Annotated in this window: 21 protein-coding genes and 2 tRNA genes; 8 read left to right on the top strand and 15 right to left on the bottom strand. The window is 36.4% G+C overall.

Features of this window, described 5'->3' with window-relative positions; all coding sequences use genetic code 11:
- The first annotated feature begins 120 nt into the window (after positions 1–120).
- The gene (locus PQG54_RS04675) at positions 121–2070 is read left to right on the top strand and encodes a tyrosine-protein phosphatase (RefSeq protein WP_271788636.1); all 1950 of its coding nucleotides are present in this window, start codon (positions 121–123) and stop codon (positions 2068–2070) included.
- Between the two features lie 75 nt (positions 2071–2145).
- On the opposite strand, the gene PQG54_RS04670 is transcribed toward PQG54_RS04675, so the two are convergent.
- Together PQG54_RS04670 and PQG54_RS04665 are read right to left on the bottom strand one after the other, a co-directional pair.
- The gene (locus tag PQG54_RS04670; RefSeq protein WP_271788637.1) at positions 2146–3033 is read right to left on the bottom strand and encodes an EamA family transporter; all 888 of its coding nucleotides are present in this window, start codon (positions 3031–3033) and stop codon (positions 2146–2148) included.
- A 10-nt stretch (positions 3034–3043) separates the two neighbouring features.
- Entirely contained in the window at positions 3044–4393 is a 1350-nt protein-coding gene (locus PQG54_RS04665; protein WP_271788638.1) for a hypothetical protein, read from the bottom strand.
- 232 nt (positions 4394–4625) lie between these two features.
- On the opposite strand from PQG54_RS04665, the gene rpsB reads away from it, so the two are divergent.
- The 4 genes from rpsB (at position 4626) to PQG54_RS04645 (ending at position 8941) form a co-directional block, all read left to right on the top strand.
- A complete protein-coding gene (gene rpsB / locus PQG54_RS04660; protein ID WP_271788639.1) occupies positions 4626–5414 on the top strand; it encodes a 30S ribosomal protein S2 in 789 nt (262 codons plus the stop codon).
- Between the two features lie 121 nt (positions 5415–5535).
- Complete coding sequence (tsf, locus tag PQG54_RS04655) at positions 5536–6441, top strand: translation elongation factor Ts (protein ID WP_271788640.1); 906 nt, start codon at positions 5536–5538, stop codon at positions 6439–6441.
- Between the two features lie 29 nt (positions 6442–6470).
- A complete protein-coding gene (gene recO / locus PQG54_RS04650; RefSeq protein ID WP_271788641.1) occupies positions 6471–7211 on the top strand; it encodes a DNA repair protein RecO in 741 nt (246 codons plus the stop codon).
- A 626-nt stretch (positions 7212–7837) separates the two neighbouring features.
- Positions 7838–8941 (top strand): aldose epimerase family protein, encoded by a 1104-nt coding sequence (locus tag PQG54_RS04645; RefSeq protein WP_271788642.1) that lies wholly within the window; start codon positions 7838–7840, stop codon positions 8939–8941.
- 78 nt (positions 8942–9019) lie between these two features.
- Here the strand turns inward: PQG54_RS04645 and PQG54_RS04640 are convergent, their stop codons facing one another.
- A complete protein-coding gene (locus PQG54_RS04640; protein WP_271788643.1) occupies positions 9020–9529 on the bottom strand; it encodes a lipocalin family protein in 510 nt (169 codons plus the stop codon).
- Between the two features lie 164 nt (positions 9530–9693).
- On the opposite strand from PQG54_RS04640, the gene PQG54_RS04635 reads away from it, so the two are divergent.
- Positions 9694–10176 carry a kinase inhibitor gene (locus PQG54_RS04635; RefSeq protein WP_271788644.1) on the top strand — a complete coding sequence of 161 codons (483 nt, stop codon included), beginning with the start codon at positions 9694–9696 and terminating at the stop codon, positions 10174–10176.
- A gap of 71 nt (positions 10177–10247) precedes the next feature.
- Here the strand turns inward: PQG54_RS04635 and betA are convergent, their stop codons facing one another.
- The 3 genes from betA to betI are packed head-to-tail and all read right to left on the bottom strand — an operon-like array spanning position 10248 to position 14081.
- Positions 10248–11957: a choline dehydrogenase gene (gene betA / locus PQG54_RS04630; protein ID WP_271788645.1), complete on the bottom strand. Its 1710-nt coding sequence runs from the start codon at positions 11955–11957 to the stop codon at positions 10248–10250.
- A 41-nt stretch (positions 11958–11998) separates the two neighbouring features.
- Positions 11999–13468 carry a betaine-aldehyde dehydrogenase gene (betB, locus tag PQG54_RS04625; protein WP_271788646.1) on the bottom strand — a complete coding sequence of 490 codons (1470 nt, stop codon included), beginning with the start codon at positions 13466–13468 and terminating at the stop codon, positions 11999–12001.
- Positions 13461–14081 carry a transcriptional regulator BetI gene (gene betI, locus PQG54_RS04620; RefSeq protein ID WP_271788647.1) on the bottom strand — a complete coding sequence of 207 codons (621 nt, stop codon included), beginning with the start codon at positions 14079–14081 and terminating at the stop codon, positions 13461–13463. The genes betB and betI overlap by 8 nt, the downstream gene beginning before the upstream one ends.
- A 213-nt stretch (positions 14082–14294) precedes the next feature.
- On the opposite strand from betI, the gene PQG54_RS04615 reads away from it, so the two are divergent.
- Complete coding sequence (locus tag PQG54_RS04615) at positions 14295–15875, top strand: BCCT family transporter (protein WP_271788648.1); 1581 nt, start codon at positions 14295–14297, stop codon at positions 15873–15875.
- 227 nt (positions 15876–16102) lie between these two features.
- Here PQG54_RS04615 and galK read toward each other — a convergent pair whose 3' ends face one another.
- The 3 genes from galK to galE are packed head-to-tail and all read right to left on the bottom strand — an operon-like array spanning position 16103 to position 19338.
- Complete coding sequence (gene galK, locus PQG54_RS04610; RefSeq protein WP_271788649.1) at positions 16103–17254, bottom strand: galactokinase; 1152 nt, start codon at positions 17252–17254, stop codon at positions 16103–16105.
- 2 nt (positions 17255–17256) lie between these two features.
- A complete protein-coding gene (gene galT / locus PQG54_RS04605) occupies positions 17257–18297 on the bottom strand; it encodes a galactose-1-phosphate uridylyltransferase (RefSeq protein ID WP_271788650.1) in 1041 nt (346 codons plus the stop codon).
- A 27-nt stretch (positions 18298–18324) separates the two neighbouring features.
- On the bottom strand, positions 18325–19338 hold the full coding sequence (gene galE, locus PQG54_RS04600; protein WP_271788651.1) for a UDP-glucose 4-epimerase GalE: 1014 nt from the start codon (positions 19336–19338) through the stop codon (positions 18325–18327).
- A gap of 142 nt (positions 19339–19480) precedes the next feature.
- Here galE and PQG54_RS04595 point away from each other — a divergent pair, with 142 nt between their 5' ends.
- On the top strand, positions 19481–20257 hold the full coding sequence (locus tag PQG54_RS04595; RefSeq protein WP_271788652.1) for a L,D-transpeptidase family protein: 777 nt from the start codon (positions 19481–19483) through the stop codon (positions 20255–20257).
- A 444-nt stretch (positions 20258–20701) separates the two neighbouring features.
- Here PQG54_RS04595 and PQG54_RS04590 read toward each other — a convergent pair.
- The 6 genes from PQG54_RS04590 to PQG54_RS04565 form a co-directional block, all read right to left on the bottom strand.
- Positions 20702–20778, bottom strand: a tRNA-Arg gene (locus PQG54_RS04590).
- Positions 20779–20784: 6 nt separating this feature from the next.
- Complete coding sequence (locus PQG54_RS04585; protein WP_271788653.1) at positions 20785–21090, bottom strand: ETC complex I subunit; 306 nt, start codon at positions 21088–21090, stop codon at positions 20785–20787.
- Between the two features lie 54 nt (positions 21091–21144).
- Positions 21145–21222, bottom strand: a tRNA-Pro gene (locus PQG54_RS04580).
- Between the two features lie 69 nt (positions 21223–21291).
- Positions 21292–21762, bottom strand: coding sequence for a xanthine phosphoribosyltransferase (gene gpt, locus PQG54_RS04575; RefSeq protein ID WP_271788654.1), 471 nt, complete (start codon positions 21760–21762; stop codon positions 21292–21294).
- Positions 21759–22088, bottom strand: a complete 330-nt coding sequence (locus PQG54_RS04570) for a hypothetical protein (RefSeq protein WP_271788655.1) — start codon at positions 22086–22088, stop codon at positions 21759–21761. The genes gpt and PQG54_RS04570 overlap by 4 nt, the downstream gene beginning before the upstream one ends.
- A gap of 496 nt (positions 22089–22584) precedes the next feature.
- Complete coding sequence (locus PQG54_RS04565) at positions 22585–23349, bottom strand: outer membrane protein (protein ID WP_271788656.1); 765 nt, start codon at positions 23347–23349, stop codon at positions 22585–22587.
- Between the last annotated feature and the right edge of the window lie 143 nt (positions 23350–23492).

Genomic DNA, 23492 nt, shown 5'->3' with positions numbered 1-23492 from the left:
ATAATGTCCTCGTAATATAATAAAATCTTAACCTATAATTAATATTCTATTCATTGTTATTTATTCAAATTGTTCTTTAAACCGATTGGTATAATTTTTACTTATAACGATGGTTTTATAATGAACATAAAGTTTTCTTTTTTATCCTCTTCCTGTATTGCTAGCCTATTATTCATTACTCCTTTGTTATATCCTATGGATGTGGCAACGGCGCAAACGGTGCAATTAAATACACCGAGAATGCAAGGGATGGATAATTTCCGCGATATTGCTGGGATTGATACTGCTTATACAACAGCCCATAATGGTATAATGAGATCAGGGGTTTTTTACCGTTCGAATGCAATAACACCTATTGGTAATGACCTTAGCGTGATGGAAAAACTAAATATAGGCACCATTATTGATTTAAGAACCAATTCAGAAATTACCGCAACGCCAGATACACTTTCTCCAAATATGTCCTATTATCATGTTGATATTATAGGAAACCAAAATAGTGTCGTTACGCTCAATTATGGTAGTTTAAACAAAGACCAGGTTAATAGTATGATGCAGCAAACTGAGCGTAGCTTTGTGACCGATCCTTATGCCAGATCTGGTTTTGGGGATGAGTTGAAAATATTAGCAAATGCTGATTCCGCGGCTTTATTTCATTGTACAGCTGGAAAAGATCGCACGGGTTGGACTGCAGCAGTATTACAGTCTCTCGCAGGTGTGGATAAACAAGATATTATATCTAATTATCTAGCAACAAATGCATACACAGCTTCACGCATTAATGCAACGGTGGCAAAATTACCTGTGTCTATGCAGGATTCTTACCGAACCATTATGTCTGTAGATCAATCTTGGCTCGAAGCAGGGTTAGATCAAGTTACTAAAACTTATGGTACAATGGATAATTATCTTAAGCAGGGATTGGGGTTGGATCAAGCCACTATCTATGTCTTGCGCGGAAAGATGGTGCGTTACCTAACTTTACCTGGAAAAGAAAATTTTAAAGGCAATGCTGCTTCTGGTGCCAATCTATTAAATGCATTGCAAGGTACTGCTCTGTCGGGGGCTTACACAAATTATAATTACTATCTTCAATCCGCAATTGATCAAGGCACGTTGAATGGTTTGGAAATGCGTGTCGGTGGACAAGTTTACGCTGATGCAGCAAGCTATTTATTACGCCAGCCTTCTAAAATGAATGATATGTTAATGCCTTTGACAACAGGCAGAGGAATGAAGAACGGTGAAACTGCTTTTTGGATGCAGGGGCTGAGTAATTATCTCAGCACAGATTCAAGAAATGGTTTTAATTCCAGTAATGAATATACAGGTGGCACTGTTTTTGGATTAACGCATCGTTTTAATCAGAAACTATCTGTTAACGGTGGGCTGGGTTATAATTATGGTAATGTCAACAGTAATGGTGGACGGGTTACAACCAATAGTGGCTTTGTTACCTTAGGTGGAAATTATGCATTTAAAGGGCTTGATAATTCTGGCGCATGGATAAGAGCGCAAGCAAATATCGGTTACGTCAATTATCAAAGTGAACGCCAATTAGGGAATGGTTTCAGCTCAACGAAAGGCAATACTAGTGGTGCGTATTACAGCGGTCGTGCGATGGCAGGGTGGTTGTTCAAAGCTAATGCATTCACCATTGATCCATCGGTTGGAATACAAGTGACCAGCCTGCATTTAGGTCGTGTTCGCGAAAAAGGCAGTGAGCTGGCATTAAATATGTCTAGGTTTGACAAAATCCAACCCAGCTTGGTTGCGAATGTTGATCTCAACTTTAATCCATTACATTCGGGACAATGGAGTTTCACACCAGGGATGACTTTGGGTTATGAACGTATTTTAAGCAATGCCAGTGTCAATCAATATGGCAGTATTTACGGAGTTGGTGTTAAACAATATTCAGCGTTTAACAGTCCAAATATCTACAAGGCAGGCGCACATTTGACGGCTCAAAGAGGTCAGTGGTCTTTTAATATTAGTGCAGATTACTATGGTGCTGGACTAAACAGTCATGGTGTCAATGGAATGCTTGGAACAACATTAAATTTTTAACTAAATAAAAAAAAAATCCGATACCGTTATGTATGATTTATGACGGTATTGTGATTATTTTTTGAATTTTATATTTCAATAGATTTTTTTTCGGACTAAATTAACACTGCTAATGGCTATGAAAATTAATATAACGCCAATAAATTGTAAAAGCGTTATGTGTTCATCAAGAATAAAATAAGCAAAAGCAATTGCTGCGGGCAACTCCAACGCGGATAAAACGCCCCCAATACCCGCTGTGATTTTTGGCATACCTTTGGCAAAGAGTAACAAAGGTAAAACAATCGCAAAACAAGCAATCATCATTCCCCATTTTAAAGAGAGTGGAATGATAGTGAAATTAATTGACCATCCCCAAAGAAGACTGATAACGATAAATGCACCCAAAGAAATATAAAATGACCTGCCCACAGCAGAGGCTTGGGGGGCTAAATTATTGGTAACCATAATCGTGACTGCATAACAAACCCCCGACATAAAGCTGAGGAACAATCCAAAAGGAGAAATGACCATCGTTGTATTGATAAGATCGGCTGTAAAAATCGTTCCCACCAGAACCACGATAATAGAGATGATTTGTATCGGGCTTGGGACAACTTTTTTAAAGATGAAATCCAGAACGGACGTAATCCACACAGATTGCATCAGCATGACCGCGGCAATGGCTACGGATACATATTCTAAAGACGTAAAATAAAAAGAGTTTGTTAATGCCAAGGCAGTACCAGACAGAATAAGACTTCTCTTTGCGCTGGAATTTAGTGGTGTTTCATTGGTTTTGATTTTCTTCGCGCTAAAGAAATAGAGTATGCCCAAAGCAAGGCAACCGAAGAAGAATTGGAAAAAGAGAATATTCGCTTCGGTGATCCCATCTTGTTTAGACAGTTTAATCAAAGAAGCTGGCAACCCATAGCTGATGGTGCCGAGGAGGACTAGAATAATACCTTGTAGCTTTGCAGACATTGTTTATATATCAATCTAACTTATTGAGCTGAGAAATATCAGGGAATGTTTCCTGAAGAGTCTGCGCATTAAATTGTGGATAGACAGTAAAGTCAAATTCTTTGGGTAAGATTTTTTCAAAATGCTTGCGAAGAAACTGGTGACTACGTTTAAGATTTTCTTTGTTACAAAGCTGATAACTCAATTCTATATTTGTAAGTAAGAACTCTATTTTTTCTTGATTATTGAATTTATCAAAACAAGGTAAAATCGTTGAATTAGAACGTTCGAGGGCAATATCATTAGATGAAGCGCTACAGTAATAAAATGTTATTAATTGATTGACTTGCATTTCCCATTCTATGTTATCAGAAAAATTAAAAACATTTTTCCAATCATATTCTTCTATGAAGAATGAGAGGTTAGTATTCATACAATTTAAAACAGTATTATAGTAATCTGTTAGGCTGTCGTGAACGAACCACCCATATAATAAACATTCATCATCTTTTTTGCATATTTCTCTAATTATTGTTTGAGCACCTTGAGATAATAAACAGAAAAGATTTTTTTTGAATTTTGATAAATATATTATTATATATCTGATCTTATTGATTAAATTTGATATGTTACTGTAATATTCTTTGTCGTCAGAAATTAGGTTATAGATTTCGGAAGAGTGACGTTCTGTTAATATTATTAACATTTGGCAATTAATTAGACGATTTTTTCTACAATCATCATTATCTAGTCTAAATGCTAATTTCCATAACAAGCGAAATAATTTTAACTCAACCTCCAAAGGTAACCTATTAAGGTATCGATCTTCTATATATCGTTTTATTTGATCGCGTGTTGTTAAGAAATTTTGTGCTTCAGATAAATCCTCTAAGATTGTAAGAATAGTTTTATCAGTATAAAATGGTGGCTTCGATAATACGCTTTCAAGGGTATTGCGAATAAGCGCTCTGGTGGTTTCTTTATTGGGTTTATAGAGTTGTAACCCATCGCTCAGGATTGGATGAGCGCATAAATGACGTTGTTTTTGTAAATATTTTAAGTTTTCAAAGTCTGCATGATTAATAAGCTGTGTTTGTATTAAAACTTCCTCAAGGATCTGAAGCTCCCAAGCAGAGGATTTACTATTTTTATTTTGCTCGTCTTTGATTTTTTGTAATATTTGCACGGCATTGGGATCATTATATAAATCAATTAAATGTTGTAATCGTAAAACAATATCGCAGACTGTAACCGACCACAAAGTCACCACAGCAGATCGATATGCCCCAATTTGATAGGCCATCATGACTTCTTGGAAATATAATTTTGTTTCTTTGAAATGAATATTCTCTTGTAACGATTCAATATCAAATTTATCCATGTCATTTTCTACCTTTATGATGCGTATTTTATTAATATATCATCATATTTAAAAAATGCATTTTTCATCAGATAATTATACAAATAATCACTTGATTTTTTGGAAAAATTCTTTCATATAAACTCTATCGAGATTGCTCGATAAATTCACACGTAAAGTTTTTGCCACTGGTGCCTGCAATATGGATCGGCGCTTTACGGAGGTTTAACCAGAAAGAAAGGAAGCACGTCAAATGGCGATGCCACATTTTACCTTACGTCAATTATTAGAAGCTGGTGTTCATTTCGGACATCACACCCGTCGTTGGAACCCAAAAATGGCTCCATTTTTGTTTGGGGTTCGTAATCAGGTTCATATCATCGATTTGCAACAAACCGTTCCTATGTTGGATCGCGCATTAAATGCAGTTCGTGATACCGTTGCTAATGGTGGACGTGTTCTTTTTGTTGGAACAAAACGCACAGCAGCAGAAAGCGTTGCTGAAACCGCAAAACGTTGTGGTCAATATTATGTAAACCATCGTTGGTTGGGCGGAATGCTGACCAACTGGAAAACAATCACCAATTCAATTAAACGTTTACGTCAAGTTGAAGAAACCCTTGATGGTGATACGGCAGGTTTGACAAAGAAAGAAGTTCTGCAATTAACACGTGAACGTGAAAAATTGGAACGTTCTTTGGGCGGTATTAAAGAAATGGGTGGTCTTCCAGACATTCTTTTCATTATCGACACCAACAAAGAAAAATTAGCTGTTCAAGAAGCAAATAAACTTGGTATTCCAGTTGTTGCGATTTTGGATAGTAACTCTGATCCAGCAGGAATTACTTATCCTGTTCCTGGTAATGATGATGCATTACGCTCTATCAATCTTTATTGTGAGTTGATTTCTGGTGCAGTTCTTGACGGTATTTCTGCTGAACTTGGTGCTTCTGGTGAAGACCTAGGCGCTTCAGAAGAATTACCTCCTGAAGTCATGATGGAAACAGTTTCTATCGAAGAAACATCAGAAATTCCTGCTTAATTATCATAAGTTATCAGAATTTTGATTTGATATAGGCAAAGCCATCGGCTTTGTCTGAATAGTGATAAGTGGGCGTCTCGAATTGATCGGGGCGCTTCTGCATTTAAAAAAGAGGACAATTATGGCACAAATTACAGCCGCGTTAGTAAAAGAATTACGCGAAAAAACCGGTGCTGGTATGATGGATTGTAAAAAAGCACTGAACGAAACCGCTGGAAATGTTGAAGAAGCAATCGATTGGTTGCGTACAAAAGGTCTTGCAACGGCTGCTAAAAAATCAGGTCGTGTTGCTGCTGAAGGTCTTGTTGGTGTTGCAACAGCTGGTAATAAAGCTGCAGTTGTTGAAATCAATGCTGAAACAGACTTTGTGGCACGTAACGAACAATTCCAACAATTTGTTGAAGATGCAGCAAAAGTTGCATTAACAACAGGTGACGACGTTGAAGCATTGAAAAATGCAACAATGGAAAATGGTAAAACAGTTGCTGAAAACTTAACTACTTTGATCGCAACCATTGGTGAAAATATGACCATTCGTCGTGTGCGTGTACTAGAAGTTGGTAATGGTGTCGTGGGCAGCTATATTCACGGTGCATTACGTCCAACTGTTGGTAAAATTGCCGTATTGGCTGCATTAGAAGCTCCAGCAGCTTCAGCTGATCTTGAAGATTTAGGTCGTAAAATCGGTATGCAAGTTGCAGCAGTTCGTCCAATTGCATTAAAAATTGAAGAAGTTTCTTCTGAAGAATTAGAACGTGAAAAAGCGATCTTTGTTGAACAAGCTCGTGCTTCTGGTAAACCAGACAATATCATTGAAAAAATGATTGATGGTCGTATCCGCAAATTCTATGAAGAAGTTGTGTTACTTGAACAACTATGGATCCATGATGGCGAAAGCAGAGTAAAAGCTGTAATCGAAAAAAGTGGTTCTAAACTTGTTGCTTTTGAACGCTTCCACCTTGGTGAAGGCATTGAAAAAGAAGAATCAGATTTTGCTGCTGAAGTTGCGCAAGCTGCTAAAGGTTAATCTGTTTTTAAAGAAAGGAGAGGGGATTCATGCTTGAATGGTCTTCTCCTTCTATTATCCTAAGCACACGAAATTATGGTGAAACTGACGGAATTGTCAGTCTTCTGTCTTTGGATCAAGGATTATATCGTGGTTTAGTACGAGCAATGGGGGCTCGAAAAAATACCTCTATTTGGCAAATGGGCAATTTTGTTGCGGCCGAATGGTCAGCAAGATTGTCAGATCAGTTGGGACATTTTAAAGGGGAGTTGGTCAGAGCCAATTTTGCTTCTATCTCACCATTTCCATTTGCATATTCAATTTTATCTTCAATCTGCTCGGTCGCAGAAAGTAGCTTGATTGAAAGACAACCCGTCCCAGATATCGCACGATTATTATTTAAAATACTGACCTTTTTAAGTTTAGATCCTCAAGAAGCAGAACAAAAAGCGATGCCACAACTTCTTCGTTGGGAAGTTTTATTGTTGGCTGAGCTTGGTTATGGTTTGGATTTCTCTGTATGTAAAGAATATGGAGCAGACAGAGCTTATTGGGTGTCTCCCAAAACAGGGAAAGTTGTAACAGAAGAAATGGCTGGCGAATGGAAACCTCGTTTACTCCGTCTTCCTTTGTTATTTATTGATGAAACTGACGAAGGCAATCATCAAGATTGGTATGATGGTTTAATTTTGACTGGTTATTTCTTGGAAAAACACGTGTTTTATCTGAAAAACAAACCTCTACCCAATGCTAGACGATTACTTACAGAGAAAATTAATCAATTACTCTGAGTAAGTAAGACGATATTTCCCAATAACCTCAAAAACATGATCATCAGTTGCTAGAATGAATCATTATGTATAATGGTTTTTACTATTTAAATGAAGTATGACACAAGATCATCTGAATACGGATAATCATTTAAAGCATAAATTTGTAATCATTTATTATTATAAAAATGAAAGATGACTTCGACAGATTTTAATCCATTAAATATTCTTGGTGTTGCTCTGCACAAAGTTATTGATAACCTTGTTTTGAGCTTAATATTGAAAGGGGCTGTAATTCAATAGCATAATTATGATTAATTAATGCATTTCGCCCATAGATAAAGACCACATTCAATCATTTTTTTAGCATATAATGCTTATTTATTTTGAATAAATTATCACATTGAATAAACTCTGTAATGATAGAGAAACAATTGTTTTTACATTTAGAAACTCGGTAAGCAGATAATGGGGACGTTTTTACTAAATGTTATTTTCGTTTCGACAATATGACTATTGATAGTATCGATCAGCAAGCTTATAACTTGGAAATACAACAGCTATTCATAAATTGAACGTATTCATCCATTCCTTTTCTTTTGTAATAAAGCTATCGTTATTATACAATGATATTAAATTAGGAAAAGATGATGGTTGCTGTTCAAGATACCAAAACATTACTCGTCAAAGAAAAAGATTATGGCACAACTGCACATGGTGAAACTGTAAAAGAATTTACGTTACAAAATATTCATGGCGTAGAGGTGAAATTTATTACCTATGGTGGGTCAATTACCTCTGTCAAAGTGCCTGATAAAAACGGTAATTTTGAAAATGTAGTCCTTGGTTTTTTTAGTCTTCAACAATATGAAAATGATCCAGGAGCTAGGCCTTATTTTGGTGCATTAATCGGGCGTTATGCTAACCGTATTGCAAGGAAATTTTGCCTTGAGGGGAAAGAATATAGTCCTTCTTTAAATGAAAATTCCAATTGCTTGCACGGGGGTAAAGTTGGTTTTGACAAACAAGTATGGCAAGCAGAAGTATTGGAGCAATCAGATCATCAACTATCTGTAGGATTATCATTACATAGTCAAGACGGAGATCAAGGTTTCCCAGGAAATTTGTCTGTTCAAGTGATTTATAGCCTTAATAATGACAACGAATTTTCTATTCGTTATCAGGCAAAAACGGATCAAACAACAGTCATTAACTTAACTAATCATAGTTATATTAACTTAGCAGGTGAGGGGAATGGTTCAATCGAAAACCACAAATTGCAACTTTTTTGTAGTGGTTACACGCCTGTCGATCGGTATATGATTCCAACTGGAGAGATTGCTTCTGTCGCAAATACACCTATGGATTTCAGAGAAAATAAATATATTGGGGATCATATTCGTGATAATTTTGATCAACTTTACAAAGCGATTGGTTACGATCATAATTTCGTGATCGATGGATATTCAAAAGAAGCCATGCGCCCCGCAGCGATATTACATCACGAACAAAGTGGTAGGAAATTAGAATTATTCACGACCTTGCCAGGCATGCAAATTTATACAGGTAATGCCTTGCGTGGTAATTTGAAAGGATATTCTGGTAAAGCCTATCGTCAATGTGAAGGTATTGCCTTTGAACCACAATACTATCCAGATAGTCCTAATCAGGCTAATTTTCCATCCACGACTTTACAACCAACAGAAGTTTTCGATGAGAAAACGATTTATCGTTTTTCTGTAGTATTATAGTTTTTTGGGTTAGCAATCATGTTTGACATAGGTATAATGGTTTAGGATATTTCTTATTTATATCTATGTCATATTAGATCATTGAAAGAATATTATTCTTTGAGCATCGAACCCTGCTTGTTTCGCAAGTTGGACATATTCTTTTAACTTGTCAGATGGCATTGTTGGTGTCCGTGATAATATCCATAAATAATTTTTATTAGAGCCAACAACCAGAGCATAATGATAGTCTTCGTCAAGTTTTATAATATTATATCCGCTGTAAAAGGGTCCAAAAAATGAAACTTTTAAAGCACCTATGCTAGGATTTTCAACAAAGTAACCTTTACCAACGGCCTCTTTCCATTTTTTTTTATTAGGATCCCATCCTTTATTCAGAACTCTGATACCGCCATCTGTACGAGATGTATAGTTGGCAGAAGCTTGTGTTAATCCTTTTTCAAAACGATTATCAATTCTTGCGACTTCATACCATGTTCCCAAGTAACGTGATAAATCAAAATTTGTTATTGGATGAATATCTTTAGGCGGTTTAACACTGCATCCAAAAAGCAGGAATGAGCTTAATAAAGCTAAAAGTGAGCGCATAACAATCCTCTAAAATATTAATCGATAGTGTGATTGTGAGAGGTATCCCATTTAAAATGGATTGATTATTAAGAGTATGATATAAATTTTTATGTGCTAGAAGCAACTAAATAATAACGAGTAATATATTTTATTAATAATTATTTTTGTGAAGGGATTTAAGAATGTTTAAATTATGGAGCAACTCTTATAAAAACGGCGATATAATGCCAAAGGCACAACGCTTTAATGGAATGGGACAAGATGGGGATAATTTGTCACCTTCTTTATTTTGGGAAAATGCACCAACAGGCACGAAAAGTTTTGTAATTACCATGTTTGATCCTGATGCACCGACAGGATGTGGATGGTGGCATTGGGTGGTTGCAAATATCCCCACAACTGTTACGCATTTAGACGAGGGTGCATCCTCCAAAGGAATGCCAGAAGGGGCCATTCAAGTTCGTAATGATTTCAGTTTTTATGAATATGGTGGAGCAGCACCGCCTCCTGGGGTTAAACATCGTTATATTATAACAATTCACGCTCTGGATATTGAAAAACTGGATATTACCCAAGATGTGTCCCCAGCCTATATCGGGTTCAATACGCATTTCCATTCTTTAGGATCGGCGCAATTGACTTGTGTTTTTGGAACCGAAAAATAAGCTAGGTAAAAAAAGGCATAAAGGAAATTCTTTATGCCCTTAATCATAAATAATGTTTAAAATAAGTTAGACTATTTTAACATATCTTCTGTAAACGCTCTCATTGGTGTTTTACGAACGGGTGAGCCGTTAGCTTTATGATATTCAACGGTTGACCGTGGCAATTTTTTACCACGAATTGCATCCGCTATTTTTTCACCAATCATAATTGTAGTTGCATTAAGATTTCCAGTAATAATGATCGGCATGATAGATGCATCTGCGACACGCAGACCTTCTACACCATGAACACGTCCTTCGTAATCCACGACCGACATATCATCAGATCCCATTTTGTTACTACCGCACGGATGGTAAGCTGTTTCAGCATGGTTTTTAACAAATTCGTCTAGCTCTGCATCGGTCTTGGCTATTTTACCAGGGCTGATTTCTTTACCGCGATATTCATCCAAGGCTGGTTGATGCATGATTTCACGAGTAATACGAATGCCAGCGCGGAATTCTTCCCAATCTTGGTCAGCAGACATGTAGTTAAACAAAATGCTTGGATGGTCATGAGGATTCAGAGAAGTTAGACGAATTCTACCTCTTGAAGGGGAGCGCATAGAACCGACATGAGCTTGGAAGCCATGTTTTTTAATACCGTTGCTTCCGTTGTAATTAATAGCAACAGGTAAGAAATGGTATTGAATATTTGGCCATTCAAATTTTTCACTAGATCTGATAAAACCACCTGCTTCAAATTGATTAGAAGCACCAATACCTTTGCCTAGTAATAACCATTCTGCACCAATTGGTGGCTGATTATACCAAATTAACGCAGGATACAAAGAAATTGGTTTTGTACATTCATATTGCAAATACATTTCCAAATGATCTTGCAAATTCTGACCTACACCAGGCAAAACATGCACAGGGGTAATCCCGAATTCGTCAAGAACATCTTTTGGGCCAACACCTGAACGTTGCAAAATTTGTGGAGAAGCGATGGCACCAGCACTTAGAATAACTTCTTTTTTGGCGTAAACAACATTCATTTCTGTTTCATTACCATGGATATATTGAACACCAATGGCACGCTTACCAGAAAATAAAATTTTGTCGGTCACAGCATGGGTAATAATTTTAATATTTTTACGTTTTTTTGCTGTATCTAGATATCCACGAGCAGTACTTGAACGACGACCATTTGGGGTAACCGTACGATCCATCGGGCCAAAGCCCTCTTGTTGATACCCATTTAAATCATCTGTGCGTGGATATCCAGCTTGTACACCAGCCTCAACCATCGCATGGAATAATTCGTTATTTCCTTCTTTCGGTGTGGTCACGCTGACAGGACCGTCTCCACCATGAAAGTTATTAGCACCAATATCTCTTGTCTCAGCCTTACGATAATAAGGCAGACAATCAGCATAAGTCCAATCAGACAGGCTTTTGTCTTGTTCAGCCCAGTTATCTAAATCCATGGCATTACCACGAATGTAACACATTCCGTTAATAAGGGATGATCCACCCAACCCTTTACCACGACCACACTCCATACGACGGTTATTCATATGCGGTTCTGGATCAGTTAAATAAGCCCAGTTATAACGACGTCCTTGAAGAGGATATGCCAATGCAGCAGGCATTTGGGTTCTAAAGTCGAAGCGATAATCAGGTCCACCCGCTTCTAAAAGCAGAACGGTTATATCACGATCTTCTGTTAAGCGAGTTGCGATTGTATTTCCCGCAGAGCCAGCACCAATGATGATATAATCATATTCTTTAATGGTCATTGTTTTTATCCTTATCTTAATTAAGTAACATTACGAATGAATTAGAAAATTGAGCTATATTTATCCATCTCTACTTGAATAGATTTTACACGTGTATAATGTTCCAAAGTTGAGATACCGTTTTCTCTGCCTACGCCAGATTGTTTATAGCCACCAACGGGCATTTCAGCAGGGGACTCTCCCCATGTATTAATCCAACAAATCCCTGCTTTGATCTGATGAATAATACGATGTGCGCGACTAATATCTTTGCTAACCACACCAGCAGCCAAACCAAAAGGCGTATTGTTAGCACGCGCAATTGCTTCCTCTTCGGTATTATAATACAGAACGCTCATAACTGGGCCAAAGATTTCATCTGTAACGATGCTCATATCGTCTTGGCAGTCGGTAAAGATTGTTGGTTGAACATAAGCACCTTTGCCAAAATCTTTTGATGTTTCGCGTGAACCACCACAAAGTAAATTTGCGCCTTCTTGTTTCCCTTTTTCCATATAAGACAATACTTTTTCCATATGTTGGAAACTAACAAGGGGTCCCATATTTGTTTTTTCATCCATTGGGTGACCAAGATGAATATGTTGAACACGTTCTAGTAGTTTTGCTTCGAAAGCTTTTTTCATAGAAGCAGGCACGAAAACACGAGTACCGTTGGTACAAACTTGACCTGTGCTAAAGAAGTTCGCCATCATTGCGATATTAACAGCATCGTTCACATCTGCATCATCACAAATAATTAACGGCGATTTGCCGCCTAATTCCATCGTGACTTCTTTTAAAGAAGAGCTGGCAGCCAAAGACATCACTTTTTTGCCAGTTGGAACAGAGCCTGTGAATGAAATCTTCTCGATAACAGGATGAGCAGATAACATTGCACCAACGTCACCCAGACCTTGAACAACGTTAAATACACCATCAGGAACGCCTGCTTCTGTATATATTTCTGCAAGTTTAAGAGCCGTTAACGGTGTGACTTCACTTGGTTTAAAAATCATAGCATTTCCAGCGGCCAAAGCAGGGGCTGATTTCCAAAGAGCGATTTGAATTGGATAGTTCCACGCACCAATACCCGCAACAACGCCCAAAGGTTCGCGGCGTGTATAAAAGAAACTGGTTTCACGTAAAGGAACTTGTTCACCTTGGATCGCGGTTGCTAACCCTGCGTAATATTCCAAGACATCTGCACCTGTGACGATATCAACCGTTGATGTTTCAGAATAAGCTTTACCTGTATCCAATGTTTCAAGCTCGGCCAATTCATCATTACGTGTACGAAGAATATCGACCGCTTTCCTCAGGATACGCGATCTTTCCATTGCTGTCATCGCACCCCAGACAGCTTGTCCTTTTTCTGCACTTTTTACTGCTTGATTAATATCCTCTTGTGACGCAGATTGAACAATCCCAATCGTCTCACCATTTGCAGGGTTTACAGTTTCGAATGTTGTGCCGCTGGTTGCGTTAACATATTTACCATGAATATAAAGTTGGTATGTTTTGTTGTTACCCATTAGGATCCTCTTTTTTTATTTTATATAGTTTTATTTGCATGTCTAAATATTGATAAGCAATTTCACGAGCTTGTAAAATATCGAATTGAACATGGATACTCATCAAACTGCCTCTAAGCCATAAACCATCAATCAACGAAGCCATTCCTCGGGCAGCAATGATGGCTTGTTCAACTGGAATGATTCGTTGAAATTGATATTTAAGATTTGAATAGAGACGCTTTTCATTCACACGCTGTAGGCGATGAAGTTCAGGTTCGTGCATACTGGAATTCCAAAATTCCAACCAGACACGAATCGCTTTATTATTGACTTGGCTAATATCAAAATTCGAATCAATGATCGTTTTAATAATCTCTACAGGATCTGTTACGGTTTTTCTTTTTGTCTCGCCTATTGAATGTAAATTACGTAACATATCCCGCATGCAGGCATTAAGAAGTCCTTGTTTGTTACCAAAATAATGGCTTAAGATACCTGTGGATAAATCAGCCTTTTGCGCTATTTTAGCAAGAGTTGTATTTGCGAGACCAACTTCATGAATAACATCAACCGTGGCATCTAAGATTTGTTTAGTTCTGATACTTTCTGGTTCATATCTATTTTTTTTCATGATCGTTCATTCTTATAATTAATGCCTGTGTCAAAGAATATGTATCGATGTTATGTAAAATACAGTAACATTGATTGAACGATCAATCAATCGCTTGAATGAAAAATAAAATTATGTATATTATTTCCACAGATAAAATCTTTTCTGCAAAATACATCTCAGACCCGTTAATCATATGGGCTTTGCTATTTTCAGATCTTTTCGGAGTCTATAATGCCTCATGACGTAGTAAGTAGAGATAAAACAGGTCTAAATTTGCTTGTATTTTTAGGGTCAGCTGTTTCCATTACACTGTTTGGAATAGCTTTTGTTTTGTTTCCAGATATATGTGCCAATATTTTACAATGGTCACAAAGACAAGCTAACCATTTTTTTGGATGGTATTACATCTTGGTGGTGATATCCTGCCTAGGTTTTGTCATTTGGTTGGGATTTTCCAAATACGGCAGTGTGCCTTTGGGAAAAGATGATGATCGACCTGAGTTTGGGTATTTAGCATGGACTTCAATGTTATTTTCCGCAGGTATCGGTATTGCTTTGTTATATTATGGCACTGCCGAACCTTTGGATCATTTCCTACGACCTCCTGAAGGGGTGCCAGGGACACGTGATGCCGCTCGTCAGGCAATGGTTTATACTTTTCTGCACTGGGGCGTTCATGGCTGGGCTTTATACGCGCTTGTTGGAATTACCATTGGGTATTTCGGATTTCGATTAAATTTTCCTTTGGCGTTAAGGTCTGCGTTATATCCAATTTTTGGTAATAAAATATACGGAATCATTGGTGATCTTGTCGACGGATTTGGAATATTGGCAACCGTTACTTCACTTGTGACCAATTTGGGTATTGGTGCATTGGTAATCTTGTCAGGCGTAAATTTTGTATTTCCTGAAATTGCGAATAATCACTTCAACCTTGTCGTTGTCGTTATTGCAATGATGATGGTTGCAACGATTACGGCAGTTGTCAGAATTGACAAAGGATTAGCCATTTTATCCAACGTCAATATTCGTATGTTATGTTTATTGTTATTATTTGTATTTTTTACTGGGCCAACGACTCATTTAATTAATGCACTCGTACAGAATGTAGGAGATTATTTAAGTCAATTTGTTAAACAAAGTTTTAATTTATATACTTATAATAATAAAGCATCAGATTGGCTGGCTGACTGGACAATATTTTATTGGGCTTGGTGGATTGCGTGGGCACCATTTGTAGGGCTGTTTATTGCACGTATTTCAAAAGGCAGAACAATTCGAGAAGTAACCTTGGGTGTTTGTTTGATACCTTTAGGATTCACATTAGCGTGGCTATCCATCTTTGGTAATTCTGCAATTGAACTTGTATTTCAACAAGGTCAAACAGGGTTAGGGCAACTAGCATTGACTGACCAAGCTTTATCTTTATTTAAATTCTTGGAATTCTTGCCTTTGAATCCTTATGTTGCATTTATTGTCATTATCATGTGTTTTATTCTATTCCTTAGCCCAGTCGGTTCTGGGACGATGATGGTTGCAAGCTTATCTACTAAAGGAAAAACAAATGACGAAGATTCTCCTGTTTGGCTAAGAATCTTTTGGTCAATTGTGATTACAATCGTCAGTATCAGCCTCTTACTAGCAGGCAGCTTTGGTGCTATGCAAAATGGTGTTGTTTTATGTGGTTTACCATTCTCGGCTATTCTGCTGCTTTATATCTATGGTCTTGCCACCGCATTAAAACGCGACCCTTTATTTGCTGATAAAAATATTACAAATGAATTAGATCAACAAGAGAAAGTGAAGGATTAATTTTTCAGCTTTTTAAAGTGAAATAAAAAGTATCGAAATGATTATATTGGTATTTATAGTATTAAATCCAATATAATCTTTCAGTGATTTAATCTGTAAAGTGCGTTAAATTACTGTATTAATGTAATATATCAGGTGCTAAACAACCAGCAATAAACTGGAGAATTACTAAATAGTAAGATAAACTGCTTGCGAATCTATATTGCAGGATAAATCATTTATTCCCATTATTGATTAACAGAACCAGCACCATTAGTAGCATGACAAAGATAAAAACTTTCTTTTAAACCTGTTTGGGCTTGGTATTCTTTTTCAACCGCTTGACGAATATCATCAACCATTTCAGTTGGGGCAAGGGCAACAACACAGCCACCAAAGCCGCCACCAGTCATTCGAACGCCACCTTTGTCACCTAAAACCGCTTTAACAATATCAACTAAAGCATCAACAGCAGGGGCAGTAATTTCAAAATCATCTTTCATAGAATGGTGGCTTTCCTGCATCAGTTCTGCCATTCTTGTAATGTTATTTTCACTTAATGCCGTTGCAGCCTCTAATGTGCGAGCATTTTCAGTGATGATATGTCTAGCCCGGCGATAGACAACATCATTCATATTTTCTTTTTGTTGTTCTAATAATTCAATTGTTGCATCGCGTAATTTTTGGACATTTAAAATATTTGCTGCTTCCTCACATTGTTGACGACGTAGATTGTACTCACTATCAACCAAACCATGTTTGACGTTGCTATTAATAATCACTACAGATAAATCAGAGGGGATTGGAATAGATTTTGTTTCAAGGCTGCGACAATCAATCAATAAAGCGTGATCTTTTTCACCAAGCGTAGAAATGAATTGATCCATGATGCCACAATTCATACCAACAAATTGATTTTCAGCTCTTTGGCAAATTTTGGCAAGCTCTTTTGGATCAATAGTTAAGTTATACAGGGTTTTAAGCGTTGTCGCGACTGATACTTCCAAAGCTGCGGAGGAGCTTAACCCAGCCCCCAAAGGAACATTACCATGAATAACTAAATCCACTCCTGTGAAGTCAGGATGTATTTCTTGAATATATTTAAATACGCCTCGGACATAATTCGCCCAGCTATTTTCTGATTGTGTAATAGGTTTATTTAGTTCAAAACTGTCTTTACCATCGAAATCAGCAGCAATCATATTGACTTGATAATCGGTTCTTGGTCTACTGGCAATCAATGTATTATAGTTAATTGCACAAGGCAAAACAAACCCATCATTGTAATCCGTATGCTCACCAATTAAATTAACTCGACCAGGTGCTTGAACAATAAGTCCAGCTGAATAACCATATTTTTTTCCGAATAAAAGTTGTATTTCTTTAATCATTTTTTGCATAATTATACTTCTTTATAATGAGTATTACTTAATATACGCAGTCGTTCTGCGGCTTGTTCTGGGGTAATATCACGTTGTGCTTGGGCAAGCATTTCATAACCGACAAGAAATTTCTTGGTTGTTGCAGAGCGGAGGAGTGGAGGATAAAAATGTGCATGAAGTTGCCAATGTTCTGTCGTTTTCTCTGTAAACGGCGCCCCATGCCACCCCATCGAATAGGGGAAAGAACAATTAAATAAATTATCGTATTTTGTGGTTAAGCTTTTTAAAATAATTGCTAAATCAGCTTGTTGTTCTGATGATAATTCATTCAAGCGATGAACAATTTGCTTGGGTAGTAAAAGAATTTCAAAGGGCCAAACTGCCCAATAAGGAACGAGGGCTACCCAATATTCAGTTTCAACAACAATACGTTCTTTTTGCTGTAATTCTTTTTGCATATAATCCATCAATAATGCAGATTGATGCTCTTGAAAATAACGCTCTTGGCATAAATCCTCTTGATGGATTTCGTTTGGAATAAAATTACTGCTCCACATTTGACCATGAGGATGTGGGTTGGAACATCCCATCATGGCACCTTTATTTTCAAACAGCTGCACCCATTTATATTGTTGACCCAGTTCGTTTAACTGTTCAATCCATATTTGGATGATGTCTTGAATAGAAGAAACAGAAAGTTCAGGCAAAGTTTTGCTATGGTCTGGTGAAAAACAAATGACCTTACACGTTCCTTGAACAGATTCTATTTTGAATAAAGGATCATCATTCTTTTGGTAAAAAGGAGTGTCAGGCAGTAAAGCAGCAAAATCATTATTAAATATATAAGTGGATTTATACTGAGGATTTATATCGCCTGTTATGCGTTTGTTTCCTGCACATAGATAGCAATTAGGGTCGCGGTGAACGGTCTCTTTTTGAACGGGAACTTCTGTTTGTCCTTGCCAAGGTCGTTTCGCACGATGAGGAGATACCAACACCCATTCATCAGTCAATGGATTATAGCGTTGATGTGGGTGGTCGACGGGGTTGAAGTCAGGCATTTGGAATCTCCTAATCTCTAGATAATATTACACAAACCCTTTAGGGTTTTTACTTTGCCAATTCCATGAATCTTTCACCATGTCATGAAGGCTTAGTTTAGTTTCCCAATGCAATAATTCTTTAGCTTTATCAGCATCCGCCCAATAAGCAGGAAGATCACCAGCACGGCGAGGGGCAAAATGCCAAGCTAATTTTTTACCAAAGACATCTTCAAATGCAGCAATAACCTCTAACACACTATTTCCATGGCCAGAGCCAAGGTTAAAAATATGCGCCCCTTGATGATCTTGGTTATATTTCAGTGCTGCTAAATGCCCATCGGCAAGATCCATCACATGAATATAGTCACGTACGCAAGTGCCGTCTGCCGTCTCATAATCATCACCAAATACAGCCAATGATTCTCTTTTTCCAATAGCCACTTGGGTCATATAAGGCATTAAATTATTGGGAATACCTTGTGGATCTTCACCCATCAATCCAGAAGCGTGGGCGCCGACAGGATTAAAATATCTCAGTAACGTAATGGACCAATCAGGTTCTGCAATAATTAAATCTTGCAATATTTTTTCAATAAATAGTTTGCTACGTCCATAAGGTTGCGTTGGTTCACCAGTTTCCATCGTTTCAACATAAGGGACAATTGGTTGTGTTCCATAAACCGTGGCAGAAGAACTAAAGATAATTTTCTTTACGTTTGCTTCACGCATTGCTTCGAATAAAATTAAAGAACCATAAACATTACAATTATAATATTCTAAAGGTTTGTGGACAGATTCACCAACTGCTTTTAATCCTGCAAAATGAATAACACTATCAATTTGATTTTCTGCAAAAATTGTTTTTAATAACGCTTTATCGCGAATGTCACCTTGATAAAATTTGGGCTTTTGCCCTGTGATTTCTTCGATACGATCTAAAACCATTTCCTTACTGTTACAAAGATTATCGATGATAATTGGCGTATAGCCTTGGTTGATTAATTGAACGCAAGTATGGCTGCCAATATAGCCACAACCACCAGTCACTAAGATTTTCATTTTAAGAAACCTTTTATAAAAGAAATGATTATTAGATAATACTCAAAATTATATAATTAAATCTAAATTAATGAAACATCTTCTTTTTAAGATAAAATAGTATATGCTTTTCAAGAATAATCCTTAGTATGATAGTATCAATATGAATCTTCTTATTCGTATATCGACAAACGTTTTTGGTTTGATCTTTTTATGTTCTTGTGCGACGCAAGGTAATAGGCAATCAGAGATTACATGGAAAAAAAATCAACAATTAATTTTGGTTTTATCCGATGGTTGGAATGTTAATCATGGTATGTTGTTCAGATTTCAATATCAACACCATCATTGGATTTCTGTTGGAAATCCTTTCACCGTGTCCTTAGGAAAAAATGGAGTAGCATGGGGGGCGGGGATGCCCAAGCTGCACAATAAAAAAACAATAAAAACAGAAGGGGATATGCGCAGCCCAGCTGGTATTTATCAAATTGGACAAAGTTTTGGGTATGCCCCCAAATCTAACTCGTCTTATCCATACCAGACATTAACAAAAGATGATTATTGTATCGATAATAGTCAGTCGGCTTATTACAATCGCATTATAAATCAACAACAAATCACTTTTGATCCTGTCAAAGATTCCACTGAACCAATGCGACGCGACATCCATTTGAATGGAGATCAATTATATAAATTGGGATTTGTTTTAAAATATAATCCTCAGAATATACCCAAAGCAGGTAGCTGTATCTTTGTGCATCTTCGACAAGCAGCGACTGCAACAACTGCGGGTTGTACTGCTATGGATGAACAGAATATGGAGGAATTACTAAGTTGGTTAGATAAACATAACGATCCTGTTTTTATTTTATTGCCAAACGATATATATAAACAAAATATTTATAAATGGGATTTACCGAAAATAGCAAAATATGAATAGGATATTCAATCTCATTACAGATAAATATTTTTATTTAAATAGTGAGGCGGAGGCGCTGTAACAAACAAAAGTAATTTTGCTCAGGCTAATATTTTTGTTATTTACGGATAAAGTCATTTTCTTTGTATCAATAATGAGAGTGTCAAAAAAGATTATTGCTAACGTATCTTTACTGGTAGTTAGTATCATAATTATAAATATTACTATGTACAATAATTTTTCAGGCTGACATGGTGTATAAATGTAATGTAGATATTCATTTTGAAGAATATTTTGATTCTTCTTAGCAAATATAGATTTTTTAAGAACATAAACTATATATTAAAATATTCTAAATTAATTTTTTATTTTGAATTAATTAACGATGTGTTGGAAAACTAAGATTTAGGATATTTAACTCAGTTAAAAGTAAATATATCAATTTTAAACTAATTGCATAAGTTATGGTGCGCCCTGCTGGATTCGAACCAGCGGCCCACAGCTTAGAAGGCTGTTGCTCTATCCTGCTGAGCTAAGGGCGCTTAAAACTAATGTGTCCAGTTCATTTTGCGATTATTATGAAAATTGTCTTCATAATTTTTAACTACGTAACGTGTTGATCCTGGTTCTTCTATATTATAGTCTATAGACTTACGTTCAGCGTAAGCAATTGCTTGCTCTTTAGTTTGGAAAGAAATACTAACTTGAACTTGAGTATCGTTACTTCCAACCCATCCTGTAACAGGATCGTGAGAGCGAGAAGAGGATTGTCCATAATCAAGAACCCATAAATGATGAGCATGCCCTGATTGTGTTGCCTTTTTGGCGCGTTTGTAAATACGAGCCTTTGCCATATAATCCTCTTTGTTCTTAGGAATCTCTAACTTTTTAAAGTTAGAGTTTATTGATGGTCGGGGAGCCCGGATTCGAACCGGGGGCCTCTTGTACCCAAAACAAGCGCGCTAGCCAGGCTGCGCCACACCCCGAATGAACATTTAATTAGACGGTTCTGATAAAGAACGCAAGTCTTTTTTATAAAAAAAATTCATTTTTTATTAATTTTTATTCTTAATCAACGGCGGGGCAAAAGCTGGGGCTGAATCCCAAGGAAATAAAATCCAAGTATCCTGTTGAACTTCCATAATAAAATCATCGGCACAGGGTTTTCCTGCTGGTTTTGCGTATAAACAAACAAAATAAGCTTTTGGTAGTAATTTACGAATGGCTTTTGCAGTGATGCCCGAATCAACTAAATCATCGACGATCAAGAATCCCTCACCATCACCTGCAACAGTTGGTTGTTTGATAATTTTAAGCTCACCTTGTTCTTCTTCGTCATAACTTATGATCGAAACAGTTTCAATTAATCGACATTCCAGTTCTCTGGCAATGATTGCAGCGGGAACCATTCCACCTCTGGTAACGGCGACAATTCCTTTGAATTTTTTATGGCTGAGGCGTTCACAAAGCGTGCGAGCATCTCGGTGCAGTTGATCCCATGAAATGGTCATATAATGTGTTGTCATAAAAATAAAGAACCTCCGTTAGGGATGCAATGATCGGGTTGAATAGGGATGTAATATCCGTGGATATCAGGCATACAAAGCAATATCGTCTTTAGCGTTTTGATATTTTTCTTAAATTCTGGAAAATTAATGATGGCACACACATGCTGTTCCAAAAGTGATTCTGCATGAATATGTGGTGCAGTATGTAGTATACAATTACGAATACCTATGATTGAACCAAAATTAACCTTTAATATATAATGTCCAGGTGAAGAAACGATGACCGCTTGGATAATCGTTCCTGCACGTATATCAAAAGAAAAAGAAGAGGAAACTGTTGCCATTGTAAATTTTTATAAATTAGTTGGAGAAAAAATATAACCTATTAAAATTCAAGACAGAAATAAAGGTAAAAATAAGGGTTACAGCGAATTATTCATTTCGTTTTTCTTTTTCTTTAAAATTAACTTATTAAGATAAAGAGTTTTATTGGTAAGGCAGTTTGTAGGGTTATATCAGGTATAGAAAATATTTTACCTAAGGTATTCATTGAATATGATCAATTGTATGTAATGGTGTAAATATGCATGAGCTATTTTACATGGTGTTGGCAATTAATCTTTTTAACATTATTCAATAAAGAGCTATAAAGAGCCTATTTACACAGGTAAATATTAAACTTAGGTATTTACCTGAATCTAGCCACGTGTTGTGTCTTCAATATCAAACAGAATTAATATTTGATAGAAGACTGAAAAAGAGGAGTATGTTTCTCTGAAATTATTCTTAGAAATTATAAGTTAACCCAAGCATTATGTCTTGAGTTATAACTTTTGTTTTTTATTTTTCAAAACCACCATTAGAATACACAGATGCTGATCCACGCCACATTGTAAGCGATGATTTCCCAGCATCTAAATATCTATAACTGAAATCTAAATCAAAGCTATCATTAATTTTGTATCGAACACCAACCCCAGCATTCCATGCAAAATTATTTTTAGTACGTGAATTTTTTCTCATTCTGAATTTATTATAGGACATGTCGTCATCTGAGCCATACGATGCTATTTCGTCGGTTAATATTGATGTGTGTCTAAATGATCCCAGACCAACACCTGCCATAAGATAGGGTGTAAAAGCAGATTTATTTTTAAAATCATAAAAAGCATTAAACATAAATGTATTTAATTGGACTTTATTATCTACATGTTGATCTTCGTTGATTTTTGGCATCCAGTCGTAGTGATAGCTGTATCGATCACTTAAATAATGTGAACTATCTTTCATACGTGCCATTACATCAATTTCTGCTCGAATGGGGACTTTAAAATAATTGTCGAAATTATAACCAACAGAAATGCCACCTCCTAATCTTGTATTAGTATGTGTTCCTCCTGATCTACTATTGTAAGTGCCATTATAAAGAGTATATGAGTTACTGTAATAATCGTAGTCGTAATGTTGATAACGTCCGTTATAACTTTGTTTTTTTTGTTGTAAAATTGACGCTCCAACCTTCCCAGTAATATAAAAACCACTTTTAGGGTTTGTTGTCTCAGCAAAGCCATTTTGAATACAAAAAAAAAGATAAAGATGATGCACAAAAAAGATAAAAATATTTTTTCATGATATGATTCCAAAATTAAAAAGTTACTTAGATTAATATCTTTTGTTCTTTGAAATAAATAGGAGGTATTTGTATTTTATTATAATTTTGATTAATAAATCATACAATTATTTATGTG

It is taken from the genome of Commensalibacter communis (assembly GCF_947179015.1).
In the GTDB taxonomy this organism is placed as follows: domain Bacteria; phylum Pseudomonadota; class Alphaproteobacteria; order Acetobacterales; family Acetobacteraceae; genus Commensalibacter; species Commensalibacter communis.
Note: the sequence above shows the minus strand (reverse complement) of the source record. Positions and strands in the feature narration are given on the sequence as shown.